This is a genomic window from Lysinibacillus sp. NPDC093712, assembly GCF_050280025.1.
In the GTDB taxonomy this organism is placed as follows: Bacteria; Bacillota; Bacilli; order Bacillales_A; family Planococcaceae; genus Lysinibacillus.
This window is the reverse complement of sequence record NZ_JBNNUU010000003.1, coordinates 252,602-278,021: the sequence shown is the minus strand read 5'-3', so window position 1 is coordinate 278,021 and position 25,420 is coordinate 252,602. Positions and strand designations below refer to the sequence as shown.

Sequence of the window (25,420 nt, the reverse complement as noted above, 5' to 3'; positions counted from 1 at the left end):
GGTGAATATTAAAATATAGCTTCAGATGTGGTAGAATTAATTTTTGCACTAGCGAATTTTTTGTGGAGAGCCGTCATAAATGACAGAGCTTATGTTATAATAATCCCAGTATGCAAAGAAAGGTGTGACGAACCTTGGTGCGTAGTATGACTGGTTTTGGCAGAGGTGTCACAACAACAAGAGACTTTCAGTTAACCGTAGAAATACGCTCGGTCAACCATCGTTTTTTAGAAATTCATGCAAAGTTCCCGAAAGAATGGCTTGAGGCAGAAATATTTGCTAAGAAATTGATTTCACAATCTTTATCACGTGGAAAAATTGATGTGATGGTAGATGTGAAGGATTTAGAAAACGTCGAGCAATCTATTGAAATTAATTGGTCATTAATTGAAGCGTATCGTAAGGCAAAAGAGCAATTAGCAAGTAAAGTACTACTAGAAGAAAAATGGACAATGCAGGAGCTATTAGCGCTAGAGCAAGCGTTAGTACAAAAAAAACCGCAACTAACGCCAGAGGATTTATTGGGGGCAGTTGAGAATGCGGTGACAGAAGCTACTGGACAGTTGATCCAAATGCGTGAGCGTGAAGGGCAAGAATTGCAAGATGTTGTTGTACAATATAAGGAACAGTTAATGGAACAAGTGAATCAAATTCGCTCGTATTCATCACTTGCTGTTGAAAAATATCGTACACGATTATTAGATCGAATTGCTGAAATAGCAGATGGAGCGCTCTTAGAAGATCGTTTGCTCGCAGAAGTAGCGATATTTGCTGAACGAGTGGACATAACAGAAGAGTTAGATCGTTTAGATAGTCATTTTAACCAACTGGAAGAAACGTTACTAGAAACAGTTTCAATCGGACGTAAATTAGACTTTTTAATGCAGGAGATTCATCGCGAAATTAATACAATAGGTTCAAAAAATCAATCGACAGAAGCAGCCGTTGCAGTAGTTCAGGCAAAAACAATTTTAGAAAAGATGCGAGAGCAAGTTCAAAATATCGAATAAAATGCTTGCATCTGTTATAAATTAAGGGAGATATAGAGAATAAATGATAAAAGAACGCGGATTATTAATTGTTCTGTCTGGCCCGTCTGGTGTAGGAAAAGGGACAGTGCGAAAAGAATTATTTTCTCAACCGAATACGAATTATGAGTATTCCATCTCAATGACAACACGAAATCCTCGCGAAGGTGAAGTAGATGGTGTAGACTATTTTTTTAAGTCGCGTGAAGAGTTTGAAACGTTAATTGAACAAGGTGGCTTATTAGAACACGCTGAATTTGTAGGAAATTACTACGGCACTCCGATAACGTATGTAAATGAAACACTTGATGCTGGTCGGGATGTATTTTTGGAGATTGAAGTACAAGGAGCAGCGCAAATTCGTAAAAAAGCACCGGATGCCTTATTTATTTTCTTAGCCCCTCCAAGTTTAACGGAATTAAAAGATCGTTTAGTTGGGCGTGGGACAGAGACAGCGGATGTTATTGCGAAGCGCATCGCAACTGCAAGTGAAGAGCTTGAAATGATGAGCTTATATGATTATGTAGTTGAAAATGATGAAGTGACAAATGCCTGTGATCGTATAAATGCGATTATTAAAGCCGAGCATTGTCGAAGAGAACGTGTTGAAAAAAGATATTTGTCAATGTTGAGAGGAGAATAAACCAATGTTATACCCATCAGTAGATGCCTTAAAAAAAGAGATCGATTCAAAATATTCTTTAGTAAGCTTAGCGTCAAAACGTGCTCGCCAAATGCAAGAAATTGAAGGTACTGAGCGCTTGCACAAATACGTTTCCTATAAATATGTAGGGAAAGCACTTGAAGAGGTAGCAGCAGGTGTACTTACGAAAGTATCTCAAGATGAGTCAGCTGTGTACGAAGACGAAATCTAACATTGATGTAACAAAGCTTTTGCCAAGTTAATGTTAAAATCTGCAGTGATTTTTTGATTATACAAAAATGCCGAGAGCTCCCGAGGAATTGTCCTTTGGGAGCTTATCGTTTGAAAGGACGACATTGTAGATGAACAAAAATATTTTACTTTGTGTATCAGGTGGTATTGCTGTATATAAAGCTGTAGCACTAGTGAGTAAGCTTTCTCAGGCAGGTGCCAACGTAAAGGTCATTATGACAGCATCGGCGCGACAGTTTGTCAATCCGTTAAGCTTTCAAGTCATGTCAAAAAATGATGTCTATTTCGATACATTTGATGAAAAGGATTCAAATGTCATTGCCCATATAGATTTAGCAGATTGGGCGGATTTAATATTAGTTGCACCTGCAACTGCAAATGTCATTGGTAAACTCGCAAACGGTATTGCTGATGATATGGTCACGACGACTTTACTTGCCACAACTGCTCCCGTCTGGCTTGCACCAGCAATGAATGTTCATATGTATGATCATCCAGCAGTCAAACGTAACTTGGCACAGCTAGCGGCAGATGGCTATCAATTTATTGAACCGTCAGAAGGCTTTTTAGCGTGTGGCTATGTTGGCAAAGGTCGTTTAGAGGAACCAGAAAATATTACAGCTCTTGTGCAAGAGTATTTTTCATCAAAGGTCAAATTATTAGCAGGTAAAAAGGTGCTTGTGACGGCGGGTGCATGGTATGTCCCTTTGGATGATCAACATGTAATTAGTACAAAGGCGAATGGTCGGATTGGACAGGCGTTAGTGAACGAAGCACAAACACTGGGAGCACATGCGATTTTAATTGGTGGAGAAGCTTCAAATGCCAATGAACTGATTGCGGAAGTTGAGCGCTTAAAAAAACAATATCCACAGGCATTTTTACTTCACGCGGCACATATACCAACTATTGAAAGAGCTCCTATTCTGTCTGTCGAAGGTACGGCTGCAGTGACATTTGGACAAAAAGTTTATGGTGAACCGATGTTACAAGTTTTATCTGACGAATGGATTGATTTTAGTCATACTGCGAAAGTAAATGGTGAAGTATTGGATGTCTCGGACGCGACACAGTTTGCGAAAGTTTTATGGCAGCATGTATTACAAGGTGAGGCGCAATGAGTTTATATGCTGAGATTATAGTGGATGTTTCGACATACCACGTAGATCGCACATTTGACTATGCTGTTCCTACAGAATGGGTAGCTGTTATAGAAAAAGGTTGTCGTGTGAAAGTACCTTTTGGACCAAGAAATGTACTAGGGTTTGTTGTAGGTTTAAAAAGTGACACAGATGTCCCTGAAAACAAAATAAAGCCAATTGCACAAATTTTAGATATAGAGCCCGTTTTCACAGAAGAAATGCTGTTGATGGCAAAGTGGTTAAAAAACGAAACGATTTGTTATGAAATTGATGCTTTGCAAGTAATGCTACCTTCTGCACTTCGGGCAAAGTATGAAAAAATTGTTAAGTTACAAGTAGAGCAAGATACATTGCCAATAGAAGTTCAGCAAATTTTTGGAAAACGTCTAAAGGCAAACTTTAAGGAATTTGAACGAGTAGGTTTATTGCCGTTATTAAAACAACTGATTGCAGATAAAATTGTAAAGATAGAAAATGTTGTGAAGCAACAAGGTAATGTTAAAGAAGTACGTATGGTCAAAATAGCAGAGGACGAACAAGCGCTAAGAAATGCAATGTTAGAGGCATCGAGAGCTGCGAAGCAACGATCTTTAATTGAATGGATGTCTATGCATCTTGGAGAAATTTTTACGCCTCAGCAAATTTATGATGAAACAGATGTATCTGCTGCAGTATTACAAGCGGTCATTGACAAAGGAGCTGCGCGTTTTATACAGGAAGAAGTGTATCGAGATCCTTTTACAAATGAAGTTGCGCGTACCCAATCTTTACAATTAACGGACGAGCAGGCTGTTGCATTAAACGCCATTGCACACTCACTTGATACACATTCCGCTTCAACCTTTTTATTGCAAGGTGTAACAGGTAGTGGTAAAACAGAAGTCTACTTACAGGCGATTCAAAAGGTTTTAAATGAGGGCAAGGAAGCGATTATGCTAGTGCCTGAAATTTCTTTAACACCGCAAATGACAGAGCGTTTCCGTAGTCGCTTTGGTGAAATGGTTGCGGTCATGCATAGTGGGTTATCTGTAGGTGAGAAGTATGATGAATGGCGGAAAATTCAACAAGGTAAAGTAAGGGTAGTAGTTGGCGCTCGTTCAGCAATTTTCGCACCTTTTACAAATTTAGGGCTCATTATTTTAGATGAGGAGCATGAATCTACTTACAAGCAGGAGGATTCCCCACGCTATCATGCGAGAGATGTGGCAATTTGGCGTAGCCAATATTACCAATGTCCTGTCATTTTAGGTAGTGCGACACCTGCCCTCGAGTCGTTTGCTCGTGCAAAAAAAGGTGTCTATACACTACTTACTTTAAAACAACGTGCTCTGCATCAGGCGATGCCAACTGTATTTGTTGCAGATATGCGCGAGGAACTGCAAAAAGGAAACCGCTCTATGTTTTCTGAACTGCTTATTGAAGGGATACGGACTCGACTCGAACGACAAGAACAGATGGTGCTATTTTTAAATCGAAGAGGGTATTCGTCATTTGTGCTATGTCGTGATTGTGGTACTGTCGTACAATGTCCGAACTGTGATATTTCGCTAACCTATCACCGCACAACTGAAAAACTTAAGTGTCATTACTGTGGTTATGAAGAACATGTGCCGCAAATTTGTCCGCAATGTCAAAGTGAGCACATACGGTATTTTGGGACAGGAACGCAAAAAGTGGAAGAAGAAATTTATAAGCTATTCCCAGAGGCTAGGGTACTAAGAATGGATGTTGACACAACAAAGCACAAGGGGGCGCATGAAGAGATTTTGCAAGCATTTGGTGAGGGGCAAGCCGATATTTTACTCGGTACGCAAATGATTGCAAAGGGACTTGATTTTCCTAATATTACACTTGTTGGTGTGCTTAGTGCCGATACATCATTGCATCTACCAGATTACCGTGCAGCGGAACGGACTTTCCAGTTACTTACACAGGTAAGTGGTAGGGCAGGACGACATGATAAACCAGGTGAGGTCGTCATTCAAACTTATACTCCTGAGCATTATGCAATTGAATTAGCTAAAGTACAAGATTACGAGCCATTTTATGAACGGGAAATGTTTTTACGCCGTCGTTCAGGCTATCCACCTTACTATTTCGTTGCGCTTATACAAGTATCTCATGAAGATGTGATGATGGCAGCGGAGTATGCCGGGCGAGCTGCGGATTGGCTTCGGGGAAATTTATCAAATCAAGTGTCTATTATAGGCCCAACAGTTGCAAGTATTAGCCGTCTCCAAAATAGATATCGCTATCAATGTTTGATAAAATATAAAATTGAACCAAATCTGATACCTGTATTGCAACGATTGCTTGCAATGTATCGAGCAGAATGGATAAAACAGGGCATATTAATGACGGTAGATTTAGACCCGTCTACTATATAGAATGCTATAAGATACAAATTCAGTTTATTAGCTATTAGCCTGATATAAAAATAAAGGCGGAGAAGTCTTAAATATTAGAAATGAGGAACGAAAAATGGCGATTAAAAAAGTGATCGAACATCCAGCAAAAATTTTATCAACACCATGTGCTGAAGTAACAGAAATTAATGAAGATATTATAGCATTACTAGATGATTTATATGACACGATGGTGGAATATGATGGTGTGGGCATTGCAGCACCACAAATAGATGTAGGTTTACGTGTGGCAATTGTCGAGCTTGGCGAGGAAAGAGATATTTTAGAAATGATTAATCCTACTGTAATTAAAACAGACGGTGCAGAAGTTGATATTGAAGGTTGCTTAAGTTTTCCTGGTCTTTATGGAGAAGTTGAACGTCCTGACTATGTAAAAATTGAAGCATGTGACCGTGAAGGGCGTGTGTATGAGCTTGAGGCAGGTGGCTTTGAAGCGCGAGCAATTTTACATGAAATTGATCATTTAGATGGTATATTGTTTGATTCTAAAATTAAACGTATTCTTACAGAAGAAGAGCTAGAAGAAATGTACGCAGAAGAGGAGGAATAACATGACGTCGATTATTTTTATGGGAACACCTGATTTCTCAGCGCCAATTTTGCGTATGCTACACAAAGAGGGCTATGCTATTAAAGCAGTTGTTACACAACCAGATCGACCAGTAGGACGTAAGCGAGTGCTAACACCGCCACCTGTAAAGGCAGCGGCATTGGAATTAGGCTTGCCTGTTATTCAACCTGAAAAGCTACGTGGCTCTGAAGAATTACAGCAAATACTTGAATTACAGCCAGATATCGTCATTACAGCTGCATTTGGACAAATTTTACCGAAAGAATTGCTCGATGCCCCACCACTTGGTTGTATTAATGTGCATGCATCACTTTTACCAAAATACCGCGGAGGAGCTCCTATTCATCAAGCAATTATTGATGGTGAAAAAGAGACGGGTGTAACAATTATGTATATGGCGGAAAAGTTAGATGCAGGCGATATTATATCTCAAAAGGCAATAGTTATCGAAGAAGATGACCATACAGGTGGCCTATTTGATAAACTAAGTGTTGTAGGCTGTGACCTATTAAAAGAAACACTTCCTTCTATTATAGATAGAACTAATAGCCGTACAGTACAAGATGAAACACAAGTGACATTTGCGAGCAATATATCTCGTGAACAAGAACGAATTGATTGGACAAAGGATGCAACGACTTTATACAATCAAGTGCGAGGACTTCATCCTTGGCCAGTAGCTTATACAACTTTTGAAGAAGGAAACTTTAAAATTTGGTGGGCGCAGGTAGGACAAGCAAAACATAACAGTACACCTGGTACAGTCGTAGCAATTGCAAAGGACCACTTTGAGGTTGCGGCTGGAAATGGAACAGCACTTGCATTATATGACATTCAGCCAGCTGGTAAAAAGCGTATGACGGCAGAGGATTATTTGCGAGGTACAGGTTCGAAATTACAGATCGGGGATCAGTTTAAATGAGTAAAAAAAGCGTAGTAATTTGGGATGGCAATGTACGGGATGCCGCACTTTCTATCCTATTAGCAGTAGATAAAAACCAAGCGTATAGTAATTTACTTTTACACGAAACGATTAAACGCCATAAAATTGAATCAAAGGATCGTGCACTTTTAACAGAAATTACGTATGGTACGCTTCAATATAAAATGACCCTCGACTATTATTTAGAGCCATTTGTTCGTGGTAAACTAGATCATTGGGTGCGCTGGCTATTGCGTTTGTCGCTATATCAAATGCATTATTTAACGCGTATTCCGCCTCACGCAGCAGTGAACGAAGCGGTAGAAATTGCAAAACGCCGTGGACACCAAGGAATTGCATCTACGGTCAATGGTATTTTACGTTCTATATTGCGTCAAGGTGTACGATCTATAGAGGATATAAAAAATCCTATAGAACGTCTTGCTATTGAAACAAGTCATCCACAATGGTTGGTAGAACGCTTTGTAAACAATTATGGCGTAGAGGTAGCTACAGCAATGCTTCATGAAAATAACGTACCGCCTGTGCAAACGGTTCGTGTCAATACGACGGTGGCGACTGCAGAACAAGCGATTGAAAGCTTACAAGCTGAAGGCTTAACTGCACAGCTAAGTGATTTAATGCCAGAATGTCTACATGTGACAAATGGCCAACCTGCTCGTACAAAGGCATTTCAGGATGGACTTATCACTATTCAGGATGAAAGCTCAATGATTCCTGCAAATGTTTTGAATCCTTCTCCAGGAATGCGCGTCTTAGATATGTGTGCAGCACCAGGTGGTAAAACGACACATTTGGCAGAAAAAATGGACAATAAAGGTTCCATTTTGGCAACGGATTTGCACCCACATAAATTAGATTTAATCGACCATAATACAGAACGTCTAGGACTTGAAATTGTAGAAACAGCTCCGATTGATGGACGTAAGGCTCCAGAGTTTTTACAACCAGAATCGTTCGACGCGGTGTTAGTCGATGCTCCGTGTAGTGGTTTAGGTGTTATGCGTCGTAAGCCGGATATTAAATATACGAAGCGTGAAGAAGATTTAGAAAACCTTCAAAAAATCCAGTTGGCACTACTCGATGCAGCAACTAAAGTACTAAAAAATGAAGGCAAGCTTGTGTACAGTACATGTACAGTCGATAAACAAGAAAACGAAGGCACTGTCGATGCCTTTTTAAGAGAGCATCCAGAAATGGAAGCTATACAACTAGAATCTTTACCAACAAAATTAGCGGAAAAGCAAGCAAATGGCATGCTTCAAGTCTTCCCACAAGACTTCGGCAGTGATGGTTTCTTCGTCGCAGCCTTTCGTAAAAAAGGAGAATCCAACTAATGGTGGATCAAGAGCAATTTAATGACCGTATTAACGACTTAGTCGAGGCAGCTGAAGAAAAGCCAGTTCGACGAGCGAAAAAAGAAAAGCCTAATTTAAAAGAATCAATTTATTCATTACAACCACATCAATTAGAAGAATGGCTAAAAGAAAATGGGGAAAAACCATTCCGAGCTGCACAAATTTTTGACTGGTTATACAATAAACGTGTTAAAACATTTGAAGAAATGTCTAACCTATCAAAAACATTACGTGACAAGTTAGAGGCAAGCTTTGCGTTAACAACATTGTCAACGATCATTAAACAAGAATCTAAAGATGGTACGATTAAATTTTTATTTCAGCTACAAGATGGATATTCTATTGAAACAGTTTTAATGCGTCATGAATACGGCAACTCAGTATGTGTAACTACGCAGGTAGGCTGTCGAATTGGTTGTACGTTTTGTGCATCAACTTTAGGTGGCTTGAAGCGCCATTTATTAGCAGGTGAAATTGTAGAGCAAGTTGTAAAAGTACAGCAAGCTTTAGATGAGGTAAATGAACGTGTGTCACATATCGTTATTATGGGCATTGGTGAGCCTTTCGATAACTATGATGCCATGATGAGCTTCTTAAAAGTCATTAATCATGAAAAAGGTTTAAATATTGGGGCACGTCACATTACTGTGTCAACATCTGGTATTGTACCTAAAATTTATCAATTCGCTGATGAACAGCTTCAAATTAACTTTGCTGTATCATTGCACGCACCAAACCAGGAGGCACGTCAAAAACTTATGCCTATTGCACGTGCATACAAATTGGATGAATTAATGGAAGCTGTTCGTTACTATACGAAAAAAACTGGCCGACGTGTAAGTTTTGAGTATGGTTTAATGTCAGGTGAAAATGATTCAGTTGAAGTTGCAGAAGAACTTTCTGCATTAATAAAAGGAATTAAATGCCACGTGAACTTAATTCCTGTAAACTACGTACCAGAACGTGATTATATCCGTACATCTCGCAGTAAAATTTTTGCTTTTGAAAAAACATTAAAGAAAAATGGTATTAACGTAACAATCCGTAGAGAGCAAGGGTCTGATATCGATGCGGCATGCGGACAATTACGTGCGAAAGAGAGATCTGAAGAAACGAGGTGACCAGTGATGGAATACACAGTCGAAAGTGATATTGGTTTAAAACGAGCAATTAATGAAGATCGAGCTGCATTTTTTAAACGACCAGATGGACTTGCACTAGCACTTGTAGCGGATGGCATGGGTGGACATAATGCTGGCGATGTGGCGAGTGATATGGCAATGAAACAAATGGAGACCGTTTTTTTACAAGCAGAGACACATCATTTTGCAACTATGACATCCAAAAAAGAATGGTTACGACAATCAGTTAAGCAATTGAATAAAAATATATTCGACTATTCTTTATCACACGAAGACTGTAAAGGAATGGGTACAACGTTTATTGCCGTGTTAATTGAAGGACATTATTGCTTCATTGCGCATGTTGGCGATAGTCGCGTGTATTATTTCTTTGATGATGGCGCACAACAAATAACAAAAGATCATTCTTACGTTAATGTTCTACTTGAAAATGGTGAAATTAGCGAAGAGGAAGCGTTGACGCATCCGAAGAAAAATTTCATTTTAAAAGCTGTTGGAACAGAGGAAACTATTGAGCCAGACTTTTATGAAGTAGAGCTAGCGCCCGAATCGTATTTACTAATTTGCTCTGACGGTTTAAGCAATAAACTGACAGTGTATGAAATGGCATCTATCATTACCTATCCAGATTTAATTGAAGAAAAAGGACGAAAACTTGTGGAATTAGCCAATGCAAGCGGGGGAGAAGATAACATCTCTCTCGTGTTACTCACAAGGCAAGATGAGGAGGTGTAAGTATGCTTGTAGGAAAACGAATTAGTGACCGCTATAAAATTTTAGATCTCATTGGTGGCGGAGGCATGTCCAATGTATACTTGGCGCATGATATGATATTAAATAGGGATGTAGCGATAAAAATATTACGCTATGATTTTACCAATGAGGATGAATTACATCGACGTTTTCAACGTGAGGCACTTTCAGTTACAAGCCTTACACATCCGAATATTGTAAGTATTTATGATGTAGGTGATGATGGAGATCTGCATTATATAGTGATGGAATATGTTCAAGGAAAGACGTTAAAGCAGTACATACAGGAATTTGCACCAATTTCTCCTGCCAGAAGTGTGCATATTATGAAGCAATTAACGTCAGCGATTGCCAATGCTCATGAAAATCATATTATCCACCGTGACATTAAGCCGCAAAATATTTTAATGGATGCGGATGGTAATGTGAAAATTACAGATTTTGGAATAGCTATGACGCTGAGTGCGACATCATTTACCCAAACAAATTCTGTGCTAGGAACTGTGCATTATTTATCACCTGAACAGGCTCGTGGTGGAACAGCAACAAATAAATCAGATATTTATGCGCTTGGCATTGTGTTGTATGAATTACTAACAGGGGAATTGCCGTTTTCGGGTGAATCTGCTGTTTCCATTGCACTTAAGCATTTGCAATCAGAGACACCATCGGTTCGAGCATTTGATGGTACAATTCCGCAAAGTCTAGAAAATGTGGTATTAAAGGCTACTGCCAAAGATGCCTCCCACCGTTATGCAACCGTAGAAGAAATGCAAGAGGACTTGGATACGGTATTATCATCAACACGTATTAATGAACCAAAGTTTACGATTCCTATCGATAATGACGCTACAAGAGCTATTCCAATTATAAAGGAAGAGCCAATACGCAAAGATGAGGATTTAACGCAAACAAGAGCAATGGAACCTATCACACAATCGAAAGCTGAAGCAAAGACTAAGAAACCTGTAGAAAAAGTGGCGTCTGTTAAACAAAAGAAAAAATGGCCAATATATGTGACGGGGCTATTAGTAGTCGTTATAGCTATGTTCCTATTCTTTTTATTTGCAACAGATTTATTTAGCCCGAAAAAGATTGAGGTGCCTAGTGTTGCTAATTTAACGGTGGAAGAAGCTACAAAAAAATTACAAGATGAAGGCTTTGTTGTAGCAGAACAAAAACAAGAGCGTAATTCTGAGGAAGTTGAAAAAGACAAAGTCATTGAAACAGACCCTGCAGAAGGTGCAAAGCGAGTAAAGGGAACTGAAGTAGGGTTAATTGTCAGTTTAGGTGTAGAAATGATTAAAATCGATGACTACACGGGGCAACAAATTAGTCAAGTTGAGTCATTGTTAAAAGATAAACTTTCAATCCAAAAAAATTATGTGCATTCTAAACAGCCTGAAGGACAAATTATTGAACAAGATCCGGCAGAAGGTGCTGAGATAATCGCTAAAGATGCAACGATTACATTTACGATAAGCCAAGGCGTAAAAATGATTACAGTAGATAGTGTTGCAAATTACACGAAAGCTCAAATGGATGATTACGTAAATCGAGTAGGGTTGAAATGGCGTACTGTTCGAGAGGATTACAATGATACCGTCGCAGCGGGCAGTGTCATTTCACAAACGCCGAAACCGGGTACTAGCTTAATGGAAGGCGATACAATTGCAGTTGTTTTAAGTAAAGGACCGGCTGAGAAACCTGTGAAGACATTTATTAAAAATGTTTTAATTCCATATGAGCCGTCTGAAGAAGGCGCTGAACAAGTTATACGCATTGAAATTCAAGATAAAACCCATACAATGGTGAAAACCTTTGATGAATTTACTATTACGAGTGACCGACAATACAAAATACAACTTGTCATCGTAGAAGGTGAAGAAGCGGCTTATAAAATAATCCGTGACTCGGAAATTATCGAGTCAGAAAGCTTTAATTATGATGACGTTAAATGAGGGGGAATTGGATGGCGCAAGGCCAAATTCGTAAAGCATTAAGTGGCTATTATTATGTTTATAATGGTGAAGAGCTCATACAATGTCGAGGACGTGGGGTATTTCGCAATCGCGGAGAATCCCCGCTAGTCGGTGACTTTGTTGAGTATACACTTGAATTAGAAGGCTCAGATGGTACAATTCAAAAAATACTTGATCGTCAAAATGAACTTGTACGTCCGCCAATTGCCAATATCGATCAGGGCATTTTAGTGTTTTCTGTAAAAGAGCCAAACTTCAATACAATTTTACTCGATCGTTTCCTAGTCGTTTTAGAGTCATTTCATGTACATCCAATCATCTGCCTTACAAAAATGGATTTAATAGAAGACGATGAGCGTGTGGAATTACAGAGCTATATAGAAGATTATGAAAACATGGGATATACAGTGCTTCAAACCTATAAGGATGAGGAAGAATTAGTAGATCGTCTTCAGCCAATTTTAAAGGGAAAAACTTCGGTGCTTGCTGGACAATCTGGTGTTGGGAAATCGACATTACTTAACACGTTAATTCCTGATTTAAATTTAAAAACAGGCATTATTTCGCAAAGCTTAGGACGAGGCAAACATACGACTCGTCATGTTGAGTTAATAGAAGTTTGTGACGGTTTATTGGCGGATACACCAGGATTTAGCTCATTTGATTTTGATGAAATTGAAAAAGAGGAGTTAGGTGCATGTTTTCCAGAGATAACACGCATTGCTGAGGATTGTAAATTCAGAGCCTGCTTGCATTTGAAGGAACCTAAATGCGCGGTTAAGGCAGCAGTCGAAACTGGAGAAATTCGTGAGTACCGCTACAAGCATTACGAACAATTTATGCAAGAAATTATGGATCGAAAGCCGAGGTATTAATCATGATACAAATAGCACCATCAATTTTAGCAGCAAACTTTGCAAAACTAGGAGAAGAAGTTAAAGACGTAGAACGAGCAGGTGCAAAGCTTATTCATATCGACGTGATGGACGGTCATTTTGTACCGAATATTTCATTTGGCTCAATTGTGTTGGATGCCATTCGTCCTTTAACTGATTTACCGTTAGATGTTCATCTAATGATTGAAAACCCAGATCAATATATTGAACAATTTGCTAAAGCCGGAGCAGACTATATTACAGTACATGTAGAAGCTTGTCGCCATTTACATCGTACAATTCAATTGATTCGTTCTTATGGAGTAAAACCAGGTGTGGTTTTAAATCCACATACACCAATTGAATCTATTCAACACATTTTAGAGGATATTGATATGGTGTTATTTATGACAGTGAATCCTGGATTTGGTGGTCAAAAGTTCATTCATTCTGTTGTGCCAAAAATTGAAGCGTTATCAACAATTATTAAAGAGCGTAACTTAGACGTTGCGATTGAAATCGATGGTGGTATTAATGCAGAAACAATTGTTCCTTGTGCAAAAGCAGGGGCAACAATTTTTGTAGCAGGCTCAGCGATATACAGCAAAGAAGACCGCACAGCGGCACTGCAAGAGATTTTAGCTGCTGGTGAGGCTGCGATTAAAGGATGACCACTGTTGTCGTTTGTGCGGGCGGTCCGAGAGAGGAGCTTTGTTCCTTTGAGCCGTATAATAAGCGAAATGATGTCATATTTATCGGTGCGGACCGGGGATCGCTGTATTTAATTGAGCAAGGAATTACACCACATGCCATTGTTGGCGATTTTGACTCATTATCACAAGAGGAATATCAATATGTTATGGAGCATGCAAATGATGCTCAGCGTTTCCGAGAAGAAAAGAATGAAACGGATACGGATTTAGCGCTTTTAAAGGCATTAACCTATGCCCCTAGCGATATTGTGTTGACAGGTGTTACAGGTGGTCGTTTAGATCACTATGAGGCAGCTGTTCGTTCGATCTATCGTTTACAGATAGAACATCCCCTACTTGTGTTGAAAATTATTAATCATGCTAATATGTTGCAGTTTTTGGTGCCAGGCACTCACACAATTCAAGCGGATGATCGCTATCGCTATTTGTCTTTTTTTGCGCATGAGCAACCTATTCTAGGGGTTACATTAAGACATGTTAAATATGAAACGACGAATGAAGAAATTTCATTAGGTTCAAGTCGATTTACAAGTAATGAAATAATAGGCACTTTAGGGTCTATATCCTTTACGCAGGGCATATGTTTAATGATAAGAAGCATAGATTAGCGTAAGGGGGAGAGAGTCCTGAAAGTATATACGTTCCAATTGCCGAAAGTTGTTAGTAGCATTACGCGTACGTGTATTAACCTATTTAAAAAAGATAAGAAAGAAGCTAAAAAATCCGACTGATGCCAGTCGGATTTTTTTTCATAGCTATATAAAGGCGGTTGGTAGTCTGCCTTAAATAATGAAAGAAAAAAATCGATTTACGCTATATGCGAAATCGATTTTTTAGAAGCGGTTATTAAACGCGCTCGATTTTACCTGATTTTAAAGCACGAGTAGAAACCCATACACGTTTTGGTGTACCGTTAACTAGGATACGAACTTTTTGAAGGTTAGCGCCCCAAGTACGTTTACTAGCGTTCATAGCGTGGGAACGGTTGTTACCAGTACGAGCTTTACGTCCAGTGATTACACATTGTTTTGGCATGTTGTATTCCCTCCTTACAGTTGATGCTGAAAGATTATTATTTCAGTTCGGTATTTCACATACCATAATAATTTAACATACGAAGTCATTCAGTGCAACAGTTTTCACATAACCTTTCAAGAAAAAAACCTTTACAGACAAAAATCTGCTATGAAAAAAACACTGTACAATGGTCACTAGATTCATTGTACAGTGTATATCTAATAAATTACTTCCCGCGGTAACCAAGCTTCGTTGAAACACGTTTTCCTGTTTCTTTTAGGCTTTTTATAAGGAAGTTGATATGTTCGTCGCTAACGTTAAAGCTAACAAAGCCTATACTAACAGCACCTATAATTTCTCCGAACCCATTAAAAACAGCTACAGCGACTGAAGAAGTACCAGCCGTTCGTTCACCGTGGCTTATAGCATAGCCTTGTTCCCGTATTAGTTCTAATTGTTCTTCCAAATCAGCCATTTCTTCGATAGGGACTAGTTGATTCATAATCTCCTTAGCTTGTACAGTAGGTATAGAGGCTAACAATGCTTTATTGGCTGCTCCTATATGCATTGGAATGCGAATACCGAGTTGATCATAAATTCGAATTGGATTTGCTGCACTATCAATTCTTTCGATAATAATAGTATCTAACCCCGCAGGCTTGCTTAAATAAACACTTTCCTCAACTTCTCTCGCTAGGCGCTCTAATTCGGGTCTAATTTTGCTAATATAGTCCATCGTATCATACACTTGTAAGCCTAATTCCATCCATATCGTTCCAAGGCGGTAGTGTTTCGTTTGCTCGTCTTGTTCAATCATTCCTTGTGCAATCATCGCTTTTAAAATTCTATGTAATGTACTTAGTGGTAAATCGCATTTGGTGGATAGCTCTGAAATAGACAAACTGCCTTCTGTTGCTTCTGAAGCTAACACTTTAGCAATTGTCATTGCACGTTCTAATAACTGCATTTTGTCCCACCTCCTCATATCATATTGTATTTTTATTCTCTGTTTACGTCTAGTTCAATCCGAATGAGTAAGCACTTTTTAAATTGTTTAATATTAAAATTTTTCTAAATATATTGACAGTATAACATAAAACGCATATATTTTTTATATAAACTTTCCTCTTAACGGAAACGTTTTCCACTACACGGAAAAGGGGTGAAAGGTATGCATTATTGTTCATCCATGTATGCACCTTTAAAACACGTAATTGTCAAACATCCAAAAGAAGCTTTTAAAAGCCAAGAGCATCTAACGGATGAATGGAAAACTTTCAACTATTTATCAGAACCTAACTATAATGAGGCCCTTACAGAATATGCTGAATTTATAGCAATTCTAGAGAAATATGTTGAACAAATTGATTATTTACCAGCTTCAGATGATGTAGGGTTAGATTCGCTTTATGCGCATGATCCTGTTAAATTCACGCCACATGGTGCGATTATTTTGAAATCTGGAAAGAAATTGAGACAACCTGAAGCAACTGTATACAAGGAATTTTTACAAAGCAAAGGCATTTCAATCATAGGGGAACTGTCTGGCGATGCTGTTTCAGATGGTGGGGATATTGTTTGGCTGGATGACCGCACACTTGTTGTTGGCCGAGGATATCGCACAAATGATGAAGCCATTCGTCAAATTAAGGAAATGACGGCGGATGTTGTTGATGAATTTATCGTTGTCCAGCTTCCTCATGATTTAGGTGAAGCGGAATGCTTACATCTAATGTCCTTTATTAGTATGGTGGACAAGGATTTGGCAGTAGTACATTCTCGTTTAATGCCAGTATTTTTCCGTCAACTTCTTATTGAACGAGGGATTCACTTAGTTGAAGTACCTAAAGATGAATATGACACGCTCGGCTGTAATGTCTTGGCACTTGCACCAAGAGTATGTGTTATACCTGAAGGTAACCCAACTACCAAACAGCGGTTATTGGATGCAGGCGCTACAGTTTATGAATATAAAGGTGAAGAAATCACAGTAAAAGGAACAGGTGGACCAACATGTCTAACTTGTCCAGTAATCAGAGGATAAAAAAGGAGACGAATAAAAATGTTTAAAAATGTCATTGTAAAAAATCCAGGTAATAGCTTTGTAGACGGTTTAACAACGAGTGATCTAGGAAAACCTATTTTAGAAAAGTTATTTGAGCAGCACGTACAATATGTAGAAGCTTTAAAAAAATGTGGTGTAGAGGTTACACAACTAGCGGCAGATGAAGCTTTCCCTGATGCTACTTTTGTAGAAGATACAGCAGTACTAACTTCTGAGTTTGCTATTATTACAAATCCAGGAGCGGAAGCGCGTAATCGTGAAATTGAAGATATCGAACCAGCAGTTAAAAAATTCTATGACAAACTATATTACATCGAAGCGCCAGGTACACTTGATGGTGGTGATGTTTTACAAGCAGAAAAGAAATTTTATGTAGGTATTTCTGATCGTACAAACGAAGAAGGTGCAAGACAATTTAAAGAGATTGTTGAAAAAGAAGGCTATGAAGCTACGATTATTCCATTGAAAGAATTCTTCCATTTAAAAACGGGAATTGCTTACGTTGGACAAAATCGTATGGTTGTTGCTGGAGAGTTTATCGATCACCCTGCTTTTGCATCATATGAAAAAATTGTTATTCCACAAGAAGATGAGTATTCAGCGAACTGCATTCAAGTAAATGACTATGTCATTATTCCAGCTGGCTACCCTGACACAAATGGTAAATTAAATGACTTAGGCTATAAAACAATTGAACTTGAAATGTCTGAGTTTAGAAAACATGACGGCGGCTTAAGCTGCTTATCCCTTCGTTTTTAATTAAATGTATATATGCCCAATCAATTTGTAGGGGAAAAATTGATTGGGTGTTTTAATCCTCTAAATAACTGAATATTTAATAATTTGACAACATATGGAAATGGGGAAACACTTTGAGCAAAGGGGAACAACAGCATAATAATGTATTGAAACGCTCTATGAAGAGTCGACATTTATTGATGCTATCACTTGGTGGAGTGATTGGGACAGGGTTATTTTTAAATGTAGGTTATACAATCAATCAAGCAGGCCCTGGTGGAGCATTAATTGGCTATTTGTTTGGAGGCTTTATTTTATATATGGTCATGATCTGTCTTGGAGAATTGGCAGTGTACATGCCCGTAACAGGCTCTTTCCAAACATATGCAACACGTTTTATAAGCCCATCAGCAGGTTTTTCTTTAGGGTGGATGTACTTTGTCGGATCTGCCGCCACCGCAGGGGTGGAGTTTACCGCAGCAGGGATATTAATGCAACATTGGTTCCCAAGTGTACCTATTTGGATTTGGTGTGCGGTCTTCATGGTGCTTTTGTTTACATTAAATGCCTTAACAACGAAAGGTTTTGCAGAGGCAGAGTTCTGGTTTGCGAGCATTAAAGTAGTTGCCGTTATTGCCTTTATTATTATTGGTGCGGCTGCGATATTTGGCTGGATTCCGCTGGCAGATCGTCCAGCACCGCATTTAACAAATTTAGCACCGACAGGATTATTCCCTGCGGGTATTACAATTATTTTTGTAACAATGATGAATGTTATATTCTCTTATCAAGGCTCCGAGCTAGTAGGTATTGCTGCTGGTGAAACAGAAAATCCAGAAAAGAACATTCCAAGGGCAATACGTACAATCCTTTTTAGAATTATTGTATTTTATATTGCTTCGATTATTGTATTGTCTGCGATTTTCCCGTCATCAGAACTTGGGCTTCTTGAAAGTCCTTTCGTAACATTGATGAAAATTGCTGGTGTACCTTATGCAGCTGGCATTATGAATTTCGTTATTTTGACAGCGATATTATCTGTAGGTAACTCATGTCTTTATGCTTCAACACGATTACTATGGTCGATGTCAAAAGAGGGAATGGCTCCAAAGTACTTTGGACGTTTAACAAAAAATAAAGTGCCATTGAATGCGCTTATTTTCACAATGCTATTTTCGCTTTTATCTTTGCTAACGAGTGTGATGGAAGCAGACGCTGTATTTGTATTGCTTATGTCCATTGCGGGAATTGCGGTGACAATTTCTTGGATGGGTATTGCAATGTCCCAATTAATGTTCCGTTACCGTTATGTTAAAGGGGGAGGTAATGTGGCAGATTTGAAATTTAAAACGCCACTATATCCTTTAATTCCACTATTTTGTATTGTTTTTTGTATAGTCATTCTCGTATTTTTAGCATTCGATCCAACACAACGAATCGGCTTATTATACGGTATAGGGTTCTTTGTTGCTTGTATGCTATTTTATAAGCTGAAATTGAGTAAAGTAAGTACAGTTTCTTCAGATACTGATGAGACAGCGAAAATAAATTCATAATGGAATGCTCCTGATATAGGAAAAGCATTTATCGAATAAAGGAGATTTTAAATATGAGCAAATATTTATGGAATACATCGGAAGACCTTCGGGCATTATTATGTGAAATTGTAAGTTGGGAAAGCAGAACATTAACACCAGGTGAAAATGAATTTGCCTATAAATTAAGAGATACACTGCAAACGCTTACTTATTTTCAAGACAACCCTAACTATATCGAATTACATGACGCAGGACTAGGTCGCCATGCGGTAACAGCGTTGTACAAGCATCCAACGGCAACGGAAACAGTAGTGCTGATTAGTCACTTTGATACCGTTCATACTGAGGAATATGGAGAGCTTGAACCTTTTTCCTGTCGCCCAGAAGAATTAACGAGCAAGCTGATGGAGCCAAAATATAAAAAAGATTTACCAGAAGCGGCAAGAATTGATTTAGAATCAGGCAATTATTTGTTTGGTCGTGGAACAATGGATATGAAAATGGGGCTTGCTTTGCATATGCAATTGATTGAGAAAGCTAGTATTGAACAATGGCCAATCAATCTTATTTTAACAGCGGTACCAGATGAAGAAGTGAACTCGGCTGGTATGCGTGCAGCAGTAGTCGAGCTAGTAAGACTACGTGAACAATATGGTTTAACATATAAGTTATTTTTAAATAGTGAGCCATCGTTCTCGCAAGGACCTTCTGATATTAATGAATATATTTATTCGGGCACGATAGGAAAAATTATGCCTGCTGCTTTATTTTATGGGAAAGAGACACATGTAGGTGAACCGTTAAAAGGCATGACAGCAAACTATATTGCCTCATATATGACGCAGCATATGGAGTGGAATCCGGTGTTCAGTGAAACGGATTTAGGCGAAAGTACTCCATTGCCTGTATCATTACAATTGAAAGATTTAAAAATGGAGTATTCGACACAAACGCCATATCGTGCAGCTGCGCTCTACAATGTATTTTTGTTGAAGCGAACAGCAACTGAGGTAATGGAAATTTTTGAACAAGTCGCATTGGAGGCAATGACTGCTTGTAACATGCAATACAATAAAATTTGTGAGCGTGAAAAAGTACAAGGTGTTGGGGAAGTAAGAGTACTTCGTTACGAAACAGTTTTAGAGCATGCTATTAATAAACTTGGCGCTGAAGAAGTGAAGCATATTAAAAAGCAGGTTCTAGAAAATACATTGTGGGATGACCGTGAGAAATCGATTCGTATTGTAGATCAATTAATGATTCGTTGTCAGGAGCTAACACCAGCAACTGTGCTGTTGTATGCACCACCATATTATCCTGCAATCAATTCATCAGAGCATCCGTTAGTGAAGCAATCAATTGAATTAATGAAGAAAACAGCTAAAACATTTGATATTGAAATTGAGCAAATTCACTATTTCAATGGCATTTGTGATTTAAGTTATGTCAATTATACAGATGACTCAAATGGCTGGACTGCATTTGAGCGAAACACGCCTGTTTATGGTGATACGTATAGTGTTCCATTTGAAGCGATGGCTGATTTGAAAGGCCCGGTGCTAAATGTTGGACCTTTCGGCAAAGACGCACATCAAAAGACAGAAAGGTTACATGTTGATAGCGCATTTAAAGAAATGCCTGTTATGATTGAAACACTTATTAAAAGCTTATATTGATAATTTTATAGAAGGTGCCATATAGAAGGTGCCAGGCACTCAAACAATTTTCATGCTAATCATATATTTATGACTGAACAAGTAAAAATCCACGTAAATTCCTGTAGGAACGCAAGCAATGTAAGACGCGGGCATTCCTCGCGCAAGCAAGTTGCGGTTTACGTCGTGCCCGTGGAAAGCGAAGTGGATTTTTACGATTTAGGAGCCGAAAATATGCTAGGTACCTTTCGAAGTACCAGGCACTTAAACAATTAATGCCTGAAGCTGATGTTTAAATACATCAGCTTTTTTATGCGTGGAAAGGAAGTTTGATTTATAAAAATGAAAATAGGTTTTGTTAGTATAACTTCGGGCAAAGCTAGTACTAGTTCGATAAAGACTAGTTCGCAATAAATAGCGTAGACTATGAAGAGTGGGATGAAACGCTAAAAACGTTGACACAAGGCGCTTTCAAGGGAGCTTAGGTTGCTTAATGTATACCCAAAGTGGTACAATATAATTTAGTCAAAAAGAGCCAAGGGGGCATTTCTATGTCAATTGAATTAAATAACGAATTCGGCCAAATTGATATTTCAACTGATGTACTTGCACAGATTGCTGGTGGCGCTGCTATAGAATGCTACGGTATTGTTGGCATGGCATCAAAACATCAGATTCGTGATGGTCTAACTGATATTTTACGTAAAGAGAACTTTGCAAAAGGTGTTGTAATTCGACAACAAGAAGAAGATTTACATATTGATATGTACATTATTGTTAGTTACGGGACTAAAATTTCGGAAGTTGCTTATCAAGTACAATCGAAAGTGAAATATACAGTAGATAAAACATTAGGTATGAGCGTAAAATCTGTCAATATCTTTGTGCAGGGCGTTCGTGTAGCGAATGAGTAAGAGGAGGAACAAAATCGAATGCGGTCTATAGACGGATTAAAATTTGCTGAAATGGTACAAATGGGTGCACATCACCTATATCAAAATGCAAATTATGTAGATTCTTTAAATGTATTTCCAGTACCAGATGGGGATACAGGGACAAACATGAACTTATCGATGACATCTGGTGCCAAAGAAACAGAATTACAAGCATCAGAACATATTGGGAAAACGGCGCAAGCTTTATCAAAAGGATTACTAATGGGCGCTCGTGGGAATTCGGGTGTTATCTTATCACAACTTTTCCGTGGATTTGGAAAATTTGTAGAAAAAGATGCAGCGATTGATGCAAAAGCTTTTGCTGGTGCATTCCAAGCTGGTGTAGATACTGCTTATAAAGCGGTGATGAAGCCAGTTGAAGGAACAATCTTAACTGTTGCGCGTGAAGCGGCAAAAAAAGGTGTTGAAGTTGCTGAAAGTGAAAACGATATCATCGCTGTGATGGAAGCATTTACTGAAGAAGCAAAGGCTTCGCTACAGCGTACACCTGACCTTTTACCTGTATTAAAAGAAGTAGGTGTTGTGGATAGTGGCGGTCAAGGATTGCTATTTGTCTATGAAGGCTTTTTAGCTTCTTTAAAGGGTGAGCCTTTACCGGAAAAAAATGATGCAACATTAGACGATTTAATTAATGCAGAACATCATAGAGCACAAGATTTTATGAATACCGCGGATATTGAATTTGGTTATTGTACGGAAATTATGGTTCGTTTGGAAGAAGGAAAAGAGCCATTTAGCGAGGAGCAATTCCGCAATGAATTAAATCCATTAGGTGATTCTTTACTTGTTATTTCAGATGAAGAAATTGCTAAAGTGCATATTCATTCAGAGCAACCGGGCGCAGTTTTAGCGATGGGTCAAAAATACGGTAGCCTTATTAAAATAAAAGTTGATAATATGCGTGAGCAGCATTCGGCTATTGTTGGTGAAGACTACAAAGCATCAGCTCCAGCAAAAAAAGCTGAAAAGCACCCATATGCCATTGTAACGATTGCGATGGGAGAAGGTGTAGCTGGCTTATTACGCTCAATCGGTGCTTCTTATGTTATTGAAGGCGGACAAACGATGAATCCTTCAACAGAAGACATTGTTAAGGCTGTTCAGGAAATTGGCGCAGAAAAAGTACTCATTTTACCAAACAACAAAAATATCGTAATGGCAGCTGAACAAGCTGTAGAGCTATTGGATATTGAAGCGGCAGTTGTAGCGACAAAAACTATTCCTCAAGGGATGGCTGCTATTCTTTCATTCAATCCAGAAGCAACGGTTAAAACAAACCAATCAACGATGACAGAAGCATTTGCTCATGTAAAAACAGGTCAAGTAACTTATGCAGTGCGTGATACGTCTATTGATGGCGTAGAAATTCATAAAGACGATTTTATGGCACTTGCTGAAGGGAAAATTGTGCTATCTACACCAGCATTAAAAGATGCTGCTGAGAAAGTAATTACAGATTTAGTAGATGCGAATACTGAAATCGTTACGGTTATTTACGGAGAAGATACTTCTGAAGAAAATGCCTCTGAATTAATCCAATTTATCGAAGATAACTATCCAGATGTAGAAGTGGAGTTATTTAACGGTAAACAAGGATTATATCCATATATTATTTCGGTAGAATAATCTATGGTTACTGAGTAAACGAGTAGGCGAAGCAGTGCACAAGTTGTGTACTGCTTTTGTTTATGGTAAAAGGAATACAACATGTAGGGAATAACACGAAATGAACAAAATAGATAGTTTTATGTATTTCTACAGAGGACATTTATTTTGAAAATACTGGGATATCAACTTGTTGGAAAGTGTGTATTTATAGAGTGGACAAAAAAAGGATAATATAAATACGTTATAAATTATAGTCGTGTTAATTTTCTGAAAGTTGATAAATGTAGTGCTTTACTTTTATAGTAACTATCAAGCATGATATAACTAAATGTAAAATTATTATACGAATAGAATAGAGGGGTGCTTGTATGAAGTTTACATCAGTTTTTGATATTATTGGACCCGTTATGATTGGTCCATCATCTTCTCATACAGCAGGTGCAGCGCGTATTGGACGGGTAGCAAGAGATTTATTTGGCAGACAACCGAAATGGGTGAAAATCCATCTCTATGGATCATTTGCTGAAACGTATAGAGGGCATGGGACAGATGTAGCAATAATTGGTGGTTTATTAGATTTTGATACATTTGATGAACGCATTAAAACGGCTTTTGAACATGCGGAAAAGGCCGGATTGGAATACGAGTTTATTCCGGAAACTGCGAATACAGAGCATCCGAACACAGCTAGACTAGTGTTCGGTGATGATGAAGGAGAAATGTCTATTGTCGGCATTTCAATCGGTGGCGGAAAAATTGAAGTAAGTGAGGTCAATGGCTTCAAACTTCGTTTAACAGGTGGAATGCCAGCCATCCTTGTTGTTCACGATGATCGTGCTGGCTGTATTGCCAATGTTGCGAATTGCTTAGCGATGCACAATGTCAATATTGGGCATATGGAAGTTTCACGTATTGAACGTGGTTTAACGGCACTAATGGTCATTGAGATTGATCAAAATATTGAGGAAAAAGTACTTCAACAAATTTCATTAATACCACATATTACGAAAGTGTCGAGAATTAATAACTAGGGGGTGTCTCTATGGAAGTGTTATTTCATAATGTACGTGAGCTTGTAGAACGAGCAGAACAGGAAGAAAAGCTAATTTCTGAGCTAATGATTGAGCAGGAAATGTTAATTAGCGGACGCACGCGAGAAGAAATTATGCAACAGATGGACCAGAACTTAACAGTGATGGAAGAAGCGGTAGAACGAGGCTTGCAAGGAGTACAGTCTGTAACAGGCTTAACGGGTGGAGACGCCGTACTACTTCAAAATTATATTACACAAGGAAAATCGCTATCAGGGGATTTATTATTAGACGCTGTTAGTAAAGCGGTTGCGACAAATGAAGTGAACGCTGCAATGGGTACCATTTGTGCAACACCTACAGCGGGTTCAGCGGGAGTTGTGCCAGGTACTTTATTTGCGGTGAAAAATAAACTAAATCCAACGCGTGAACAAATGATTCGCTATTTATTTACTTCGGGTGCATTTGGCTTTGTTGTAGCAAATAATGCTTCAATTTCAGGTGCAGAAGGTGGTTGTCAGGCTGAAGTTGGTTCAGCTGCTGGTATGGCTGCGGCGGCTATCGTGGAGATGGCAGGTGGAACGCCACAGCAATGTTCAGAAGCATTTGCAATTACATTAAAAAATATGCTCGGACTTGTTTGTGATCCAGTAGCTGGATTAGTTGAGGTGCCTTGTGTTAAACGTAATGCAATGGGTGCAGCGAATTCTCTTGTTGCCGCAGATATGGCGTTAGCAGGTGTCACAAGTCGTATTCCGTGCGATGAAGTCATTGGTGCGATGTATCGCATTGGTCAGTCGATGAGCCCGAACTTGAAAGAAACAGCACGTGGTGGCTTAGCTGCAACGCCAACAGGAAAAGCTATCAGCAATGCTATTCTTAATAATGGTGATTTACAAAGCATACTAAAAGCAGGTTTAGCAGTAGAGTAAACTATGAAAAAGTTGCTGGCCTAAAAAAGAGAAAGTGTTAAATTGACTACAA

Annotated in this window: 25 protein-coding genes; 23 read left to right on the top strand and 2 right to left on the bottom strand. The window is 38.7% G+C overall.

Going from position 1 to position 25,420, the window contains the following annotated elements; translation table 11 throughout:
- The first annotated feature begins 134 nt into the window (after positions 1–134).
- From ACQKNX_RS14020 to spoVM, 15 genes are all read left to right on the top strand, one after another.
- The gene (locus ACQKNX_RS14020) at positions 135–1,010 is read left to right on the top strand and encodes a YicC/YloC family endoribonuclease (RefSeq protein ID WP_427429392.1); all 876 of its coding nucleotides are present in this window, start codon (positions 135–137) and stop codon (positions 1,008–1,010) included.
- A 43-nt stretch (positions 1,011–1,053) separates the two neighbouring features.
- On the top strand, positions 1,054–1,671 hold the full coding sequence (gmk, locus tag ACQKNX_RS14015) for a guanylate kinase (RefSeq protein WP_173477812.1): 618 nt from the start codon (positions 1,054–1,056) through the stop codon (positions 1,669–1,671).
- A gap of 4 nt (positions 1,672–1,675) precedes the next feature.
- On the top strand, positions 1,676–1,903 hold the full coding sequence (gene rpoZ, locus ACQKNX_RS14010) for a DNA-directed RNA polymerase subunit omega (RefSeq protein ID WP_173477811.1): 228 nt from the start codon (positions 1,676–1,678) through the stop codon (positions 1,901–1,903).
- 130 nt (positions 1,904–2,033) lie between these two features.
- Positions 2,034–3,044 (top strand): bifunctional phosphopantothenoylcysteine decarboxylase/phosphopantothenate--cysteine ligase CoaBC, encoded by a 1,011-nt coding sequence (coaBC, locus tag ACQKNX_RS14005; RefSeq protein ID WP_427429391.1) that lies wholly within the window; start codon positions 2,034–2,036, stop codon positions 3,042–3,044.
- A complete protein-coding gene (priA, locus tag ACQKNX_RS14000; protein ID WP_427429390.1) occupies positions 3,041–5,452 on the top strand; it encodes a primosomal protein N' in 2,412 nt (803 codons plus the stop codon). Before coaBC ends, priA begins: the two co-directional genes overlap by 4 nt.
- 94 nt (positions 5,453–5,546) lie before the next feature.
- A complete protein-coding gene (def, locus tag ACQKNX_RS13995) occupies positions 5,547–6,041 on the top strand; it encodes a peptide deformylase (protein ID WP_340825905.1) in 495 nt (164 codons plus the stop codon).
- A gap of 1 nt (position 6,042) precedes the next feature.
- Positions 6,043–6,984 carry a methionyl-tRNA formyltransferase gene (gene fmt, locus ACQKNX_RS13990; protein WP_427429389.1) on the top strand — a complete coding sequence of 314 codons (942 nt, stop codon included), beginning with the start codon at positions 6,043–6,045 and terminating at the stop codon, positions 6,982–6,984.
- Positions 6,981–8,342, top strand: a complete 1,362-nt coding sequence (gene rsmB, locus ACQKNX_RS13985; RefSeq protein WP_427429388.1) for a 16S rRNA (cytosine(967)-C(5))-methyltransferase RsmB — start codon at positions 6,981–6,983, stop codon at positions 8,340–8,342. Before fmt ends, rsmB begins: the two co-directional genes overlap by 4 nt.
- Positions 8,342–9,484 (top strand): 23S rRNA (adenine(2503)-C(2))-methyltransferase RlmN, encoded by a 1,143-nt coding sequence (gene rlmN, locus ACQKNX_RS13980; RefSeq protein ID WP_427429387.1) that lies wholly within the window; start codon positions 8,342–8,344, stop codon positions 9,482–9,484. The genes rsmB and rlmN overlap by 1 nt, the downstream gene beginning before the upstream one ends.
- Before the next feature lie 6 nt (positions 9,485–9,490).
- Positions 9,491–10,240 (top strand): Stp1/IreP family PP2C-type Ser/Thr phosphatase, encoded by a 750-nt coding sequence (locus tag ACQKNX_RS13975; RefSeq protein ID WP_427429386.1) that lies wholly within the window; start codon positions 9,491–9,493, stop codon positions 10,238–10,240.
- A 2-nt stretch (positions 10,241–10,242) separates the two neighbouring features.
- Positions 10,243–12,219, top strand: a complete 1,977-nt coding sequence (pknB, locus tag ACQKNX_RS13970) for a Stk1 family PASTA domain-containing Ser/Thr kinase (RefSeq protein ID WP_427429385.1) — start codon at positions 10,243–10,245, stop codon at positions 12,217–12,219.
- Between the two features lie 11 nt (positions 12,220–12,230).
- Positions 12,231–13,115: a ribosome small subunit-dependent GTPase A gene (gene rsgA / locus ACQKNX_RS13965; protein WP_427429384.1), complete on the top strand. Its 885-nt coding sequence runs from the start codon at positions 12,231–12,233 to the stop codon at positions 13,113–13,115.
- A 2-nt stretch (positions 13,116–13,117) separates the two neighbouring features.
- Positions 13,118–13,786, top strand: coding sequence for a ribulose-phosphate 3-epimerase (gene rpe / locus ACQKNX_RS13960; RefSeq protein ID WP_401009506.1), 669 nt, complete (start codon positions 13,118–13,120; stop codon positions 13,784–13,786).
- Complete coding sequence (locus tag ACQKNX_RS13955) at positions 13,783–14,436, top strand: thiamine diphosphokinase (RefSeq protein ID WP_427429383.1); 654 nt, start codon at positions 13,783–13,785, stop codon at positions 14,434–14,436. The genes rpe and ACQKNX_RS13955 overlap by 4 nt, the downstream gene beginning before the upstream one ends.
- Before the next feature lie 18 nt (positions 14,437–14,454).
- Positions 14,455–14,559, top strand: a complete 105-nt coding sequence (gene spoVM, locus ACQKNX_RS13950; RefSeq protein ID WP_401020558.1) for a stage V sporulation protein SpoVM — start codon at positions 14,455–14,457, stop codon at positions 14,557–14,559.
- A 115-nt stretch (positions 14,560–14,674) separates the two neighbouring features.
- Here the strand turns inward: spoVM and rpmB are convergent, their stop codons facing one another.
- Together rpmB and ACQKNX_RS13940 are read right to left on the bottom strand one after the other, a co-directional pair.
- Positions 14,675–14,863 carry a 50S ribosomal protein L28 gene (gene rpmB, locus ACQKNX_RS13945; RefSeq protein WP_340825892.1) on the bottom strand — a complete coding sequence of 63 codons (189 nt, stop codon included), beginning with the start codon at positions 14,861–14,863 and terminating at the stop codon, positions 14,675–14,677.
- Positions 14,864–15,071: 208 nt separating this feature from the next.
- On the bottom strand, positions 15,072–15,812 hold the full coding sequence (locus ACQKNX_RS13940) for an IclR family transcriptional regulator (RefSeq protein WP_427429382.1): 741 nt from the start codon (positions 15,810–15,812) through the stop codon (positions 15,072–15,074).
- 204 nt (positions 15,813–16,016) lie between these two features.
- Between ACQKNX_RS13940 and ACQKNX_RS13935 the strand changes: the two genes are divergently transcribed.
- From ACQKNX_RS13935 to sdaAA, 8 genes are all read left to right on the top strand, one after another.
- On the top strand, positions 16,017–16,889 hold the full coding sequence (locus tag ACQKNX_RS13935) for a dimethylarginine dimethylaminohydrolase family protein (RefSeq protein WP_427429381.1): 873 nt from the start codon (positions 16,017–16,019) through the stop codon (positions 16,887–16,889).
- 18 nt (positions 16,890–16,907) lie between these two features.
- A complete protein-coding gene (locus ACQKNX_RS13930) occupies positions 16,908–17,669 on the top strand; it encodes a dimethylarginine dimethylaminohydrolase family protein (protein WP_427429380.1) in 762 nt (253 codons plus the stop codon).
- 158 nt (positions 17,670–17,827) lie between these two features.
- Complete coding sequence (locus ACQKNX_RS13925) at positions 17,828–19,204, top strand: amino acid permease (protein WP_427429670.1); 1,377 nt, start codon at positions 17,828–17,830, stop codon at positions 19,202–19,204.
- Between the two features lie 53 nt (positions 19,205–19,257).
- Positions 19,258–20,862, top strand: coding sequence for a M20/M25/M40 family metallo-hydrolase (locus ACQKNX_RS13920; RefSeq protein WP_427429379.1), 1,605 nt, complete (start codon positions 19,258–19,260; stop codon positions 20,860–20,862).
- Positions 20,863–21,392: 530 nt separating this feature from the next.
- Positions 21,393–21,755, top strand: coding sequence for an Asp23/Gls24 family envelope stress response protein (locus tag ACQKNX_RS13915; RefSeq protein ID WP_024362072.1), 363 nt, complete (start codon positions 21,393–21,395; stop codon positions 21,753–21,755).
- A gap of 18 nt (positions 21,756–21,773) precedes the next feature.
- Complete coding sequence (locus ACQKNX_RS13910; RefSeq protein WP_427429378.1) at positions 21,774–23,423, top strand: DAK2 domain-containing protein; 1,650 nt, start codon at positions 21,774–21,776, stop codon at positions 23,421–23,423.
- 350 nt (positions 23,424–23,773) lie between these two features.
- The gene (sdaAB, locus tag ACQKNX_RS13905) at positions 23,774–24,436 is read left to right on the top strand and encodes an L-serine ammonia-lyase, iron-sulfur-dependent subunit beta (RefSeq protein ID WP_173477792.1); all 663 of its coding nucleotides are present in this window, start codon (positions 23,774–23,776) and stop codon (positions 24,434–24,436) included.
- An 11-nt stretch (positions 24,437–24,447) separates the two neighbouring features.
- Positions 24,448–25,368 carry an L-serine ammonia-lyase, iron-sulfur-dependent, subunit alpha gene (sdaAA, locus tag ACQKNX_RS13900; protein ID WP_427429377.1) on the top strand — a complete coding sequence of 307 codons (921 nt, stop codon included), beginning with the start codon at positions 24,448–24,450 and terminating at the stop codon, positions 25,366–25,368.
- The last annotated feature ends 52 nt before the right edge of the window (positions 25,369–25,420 follow it).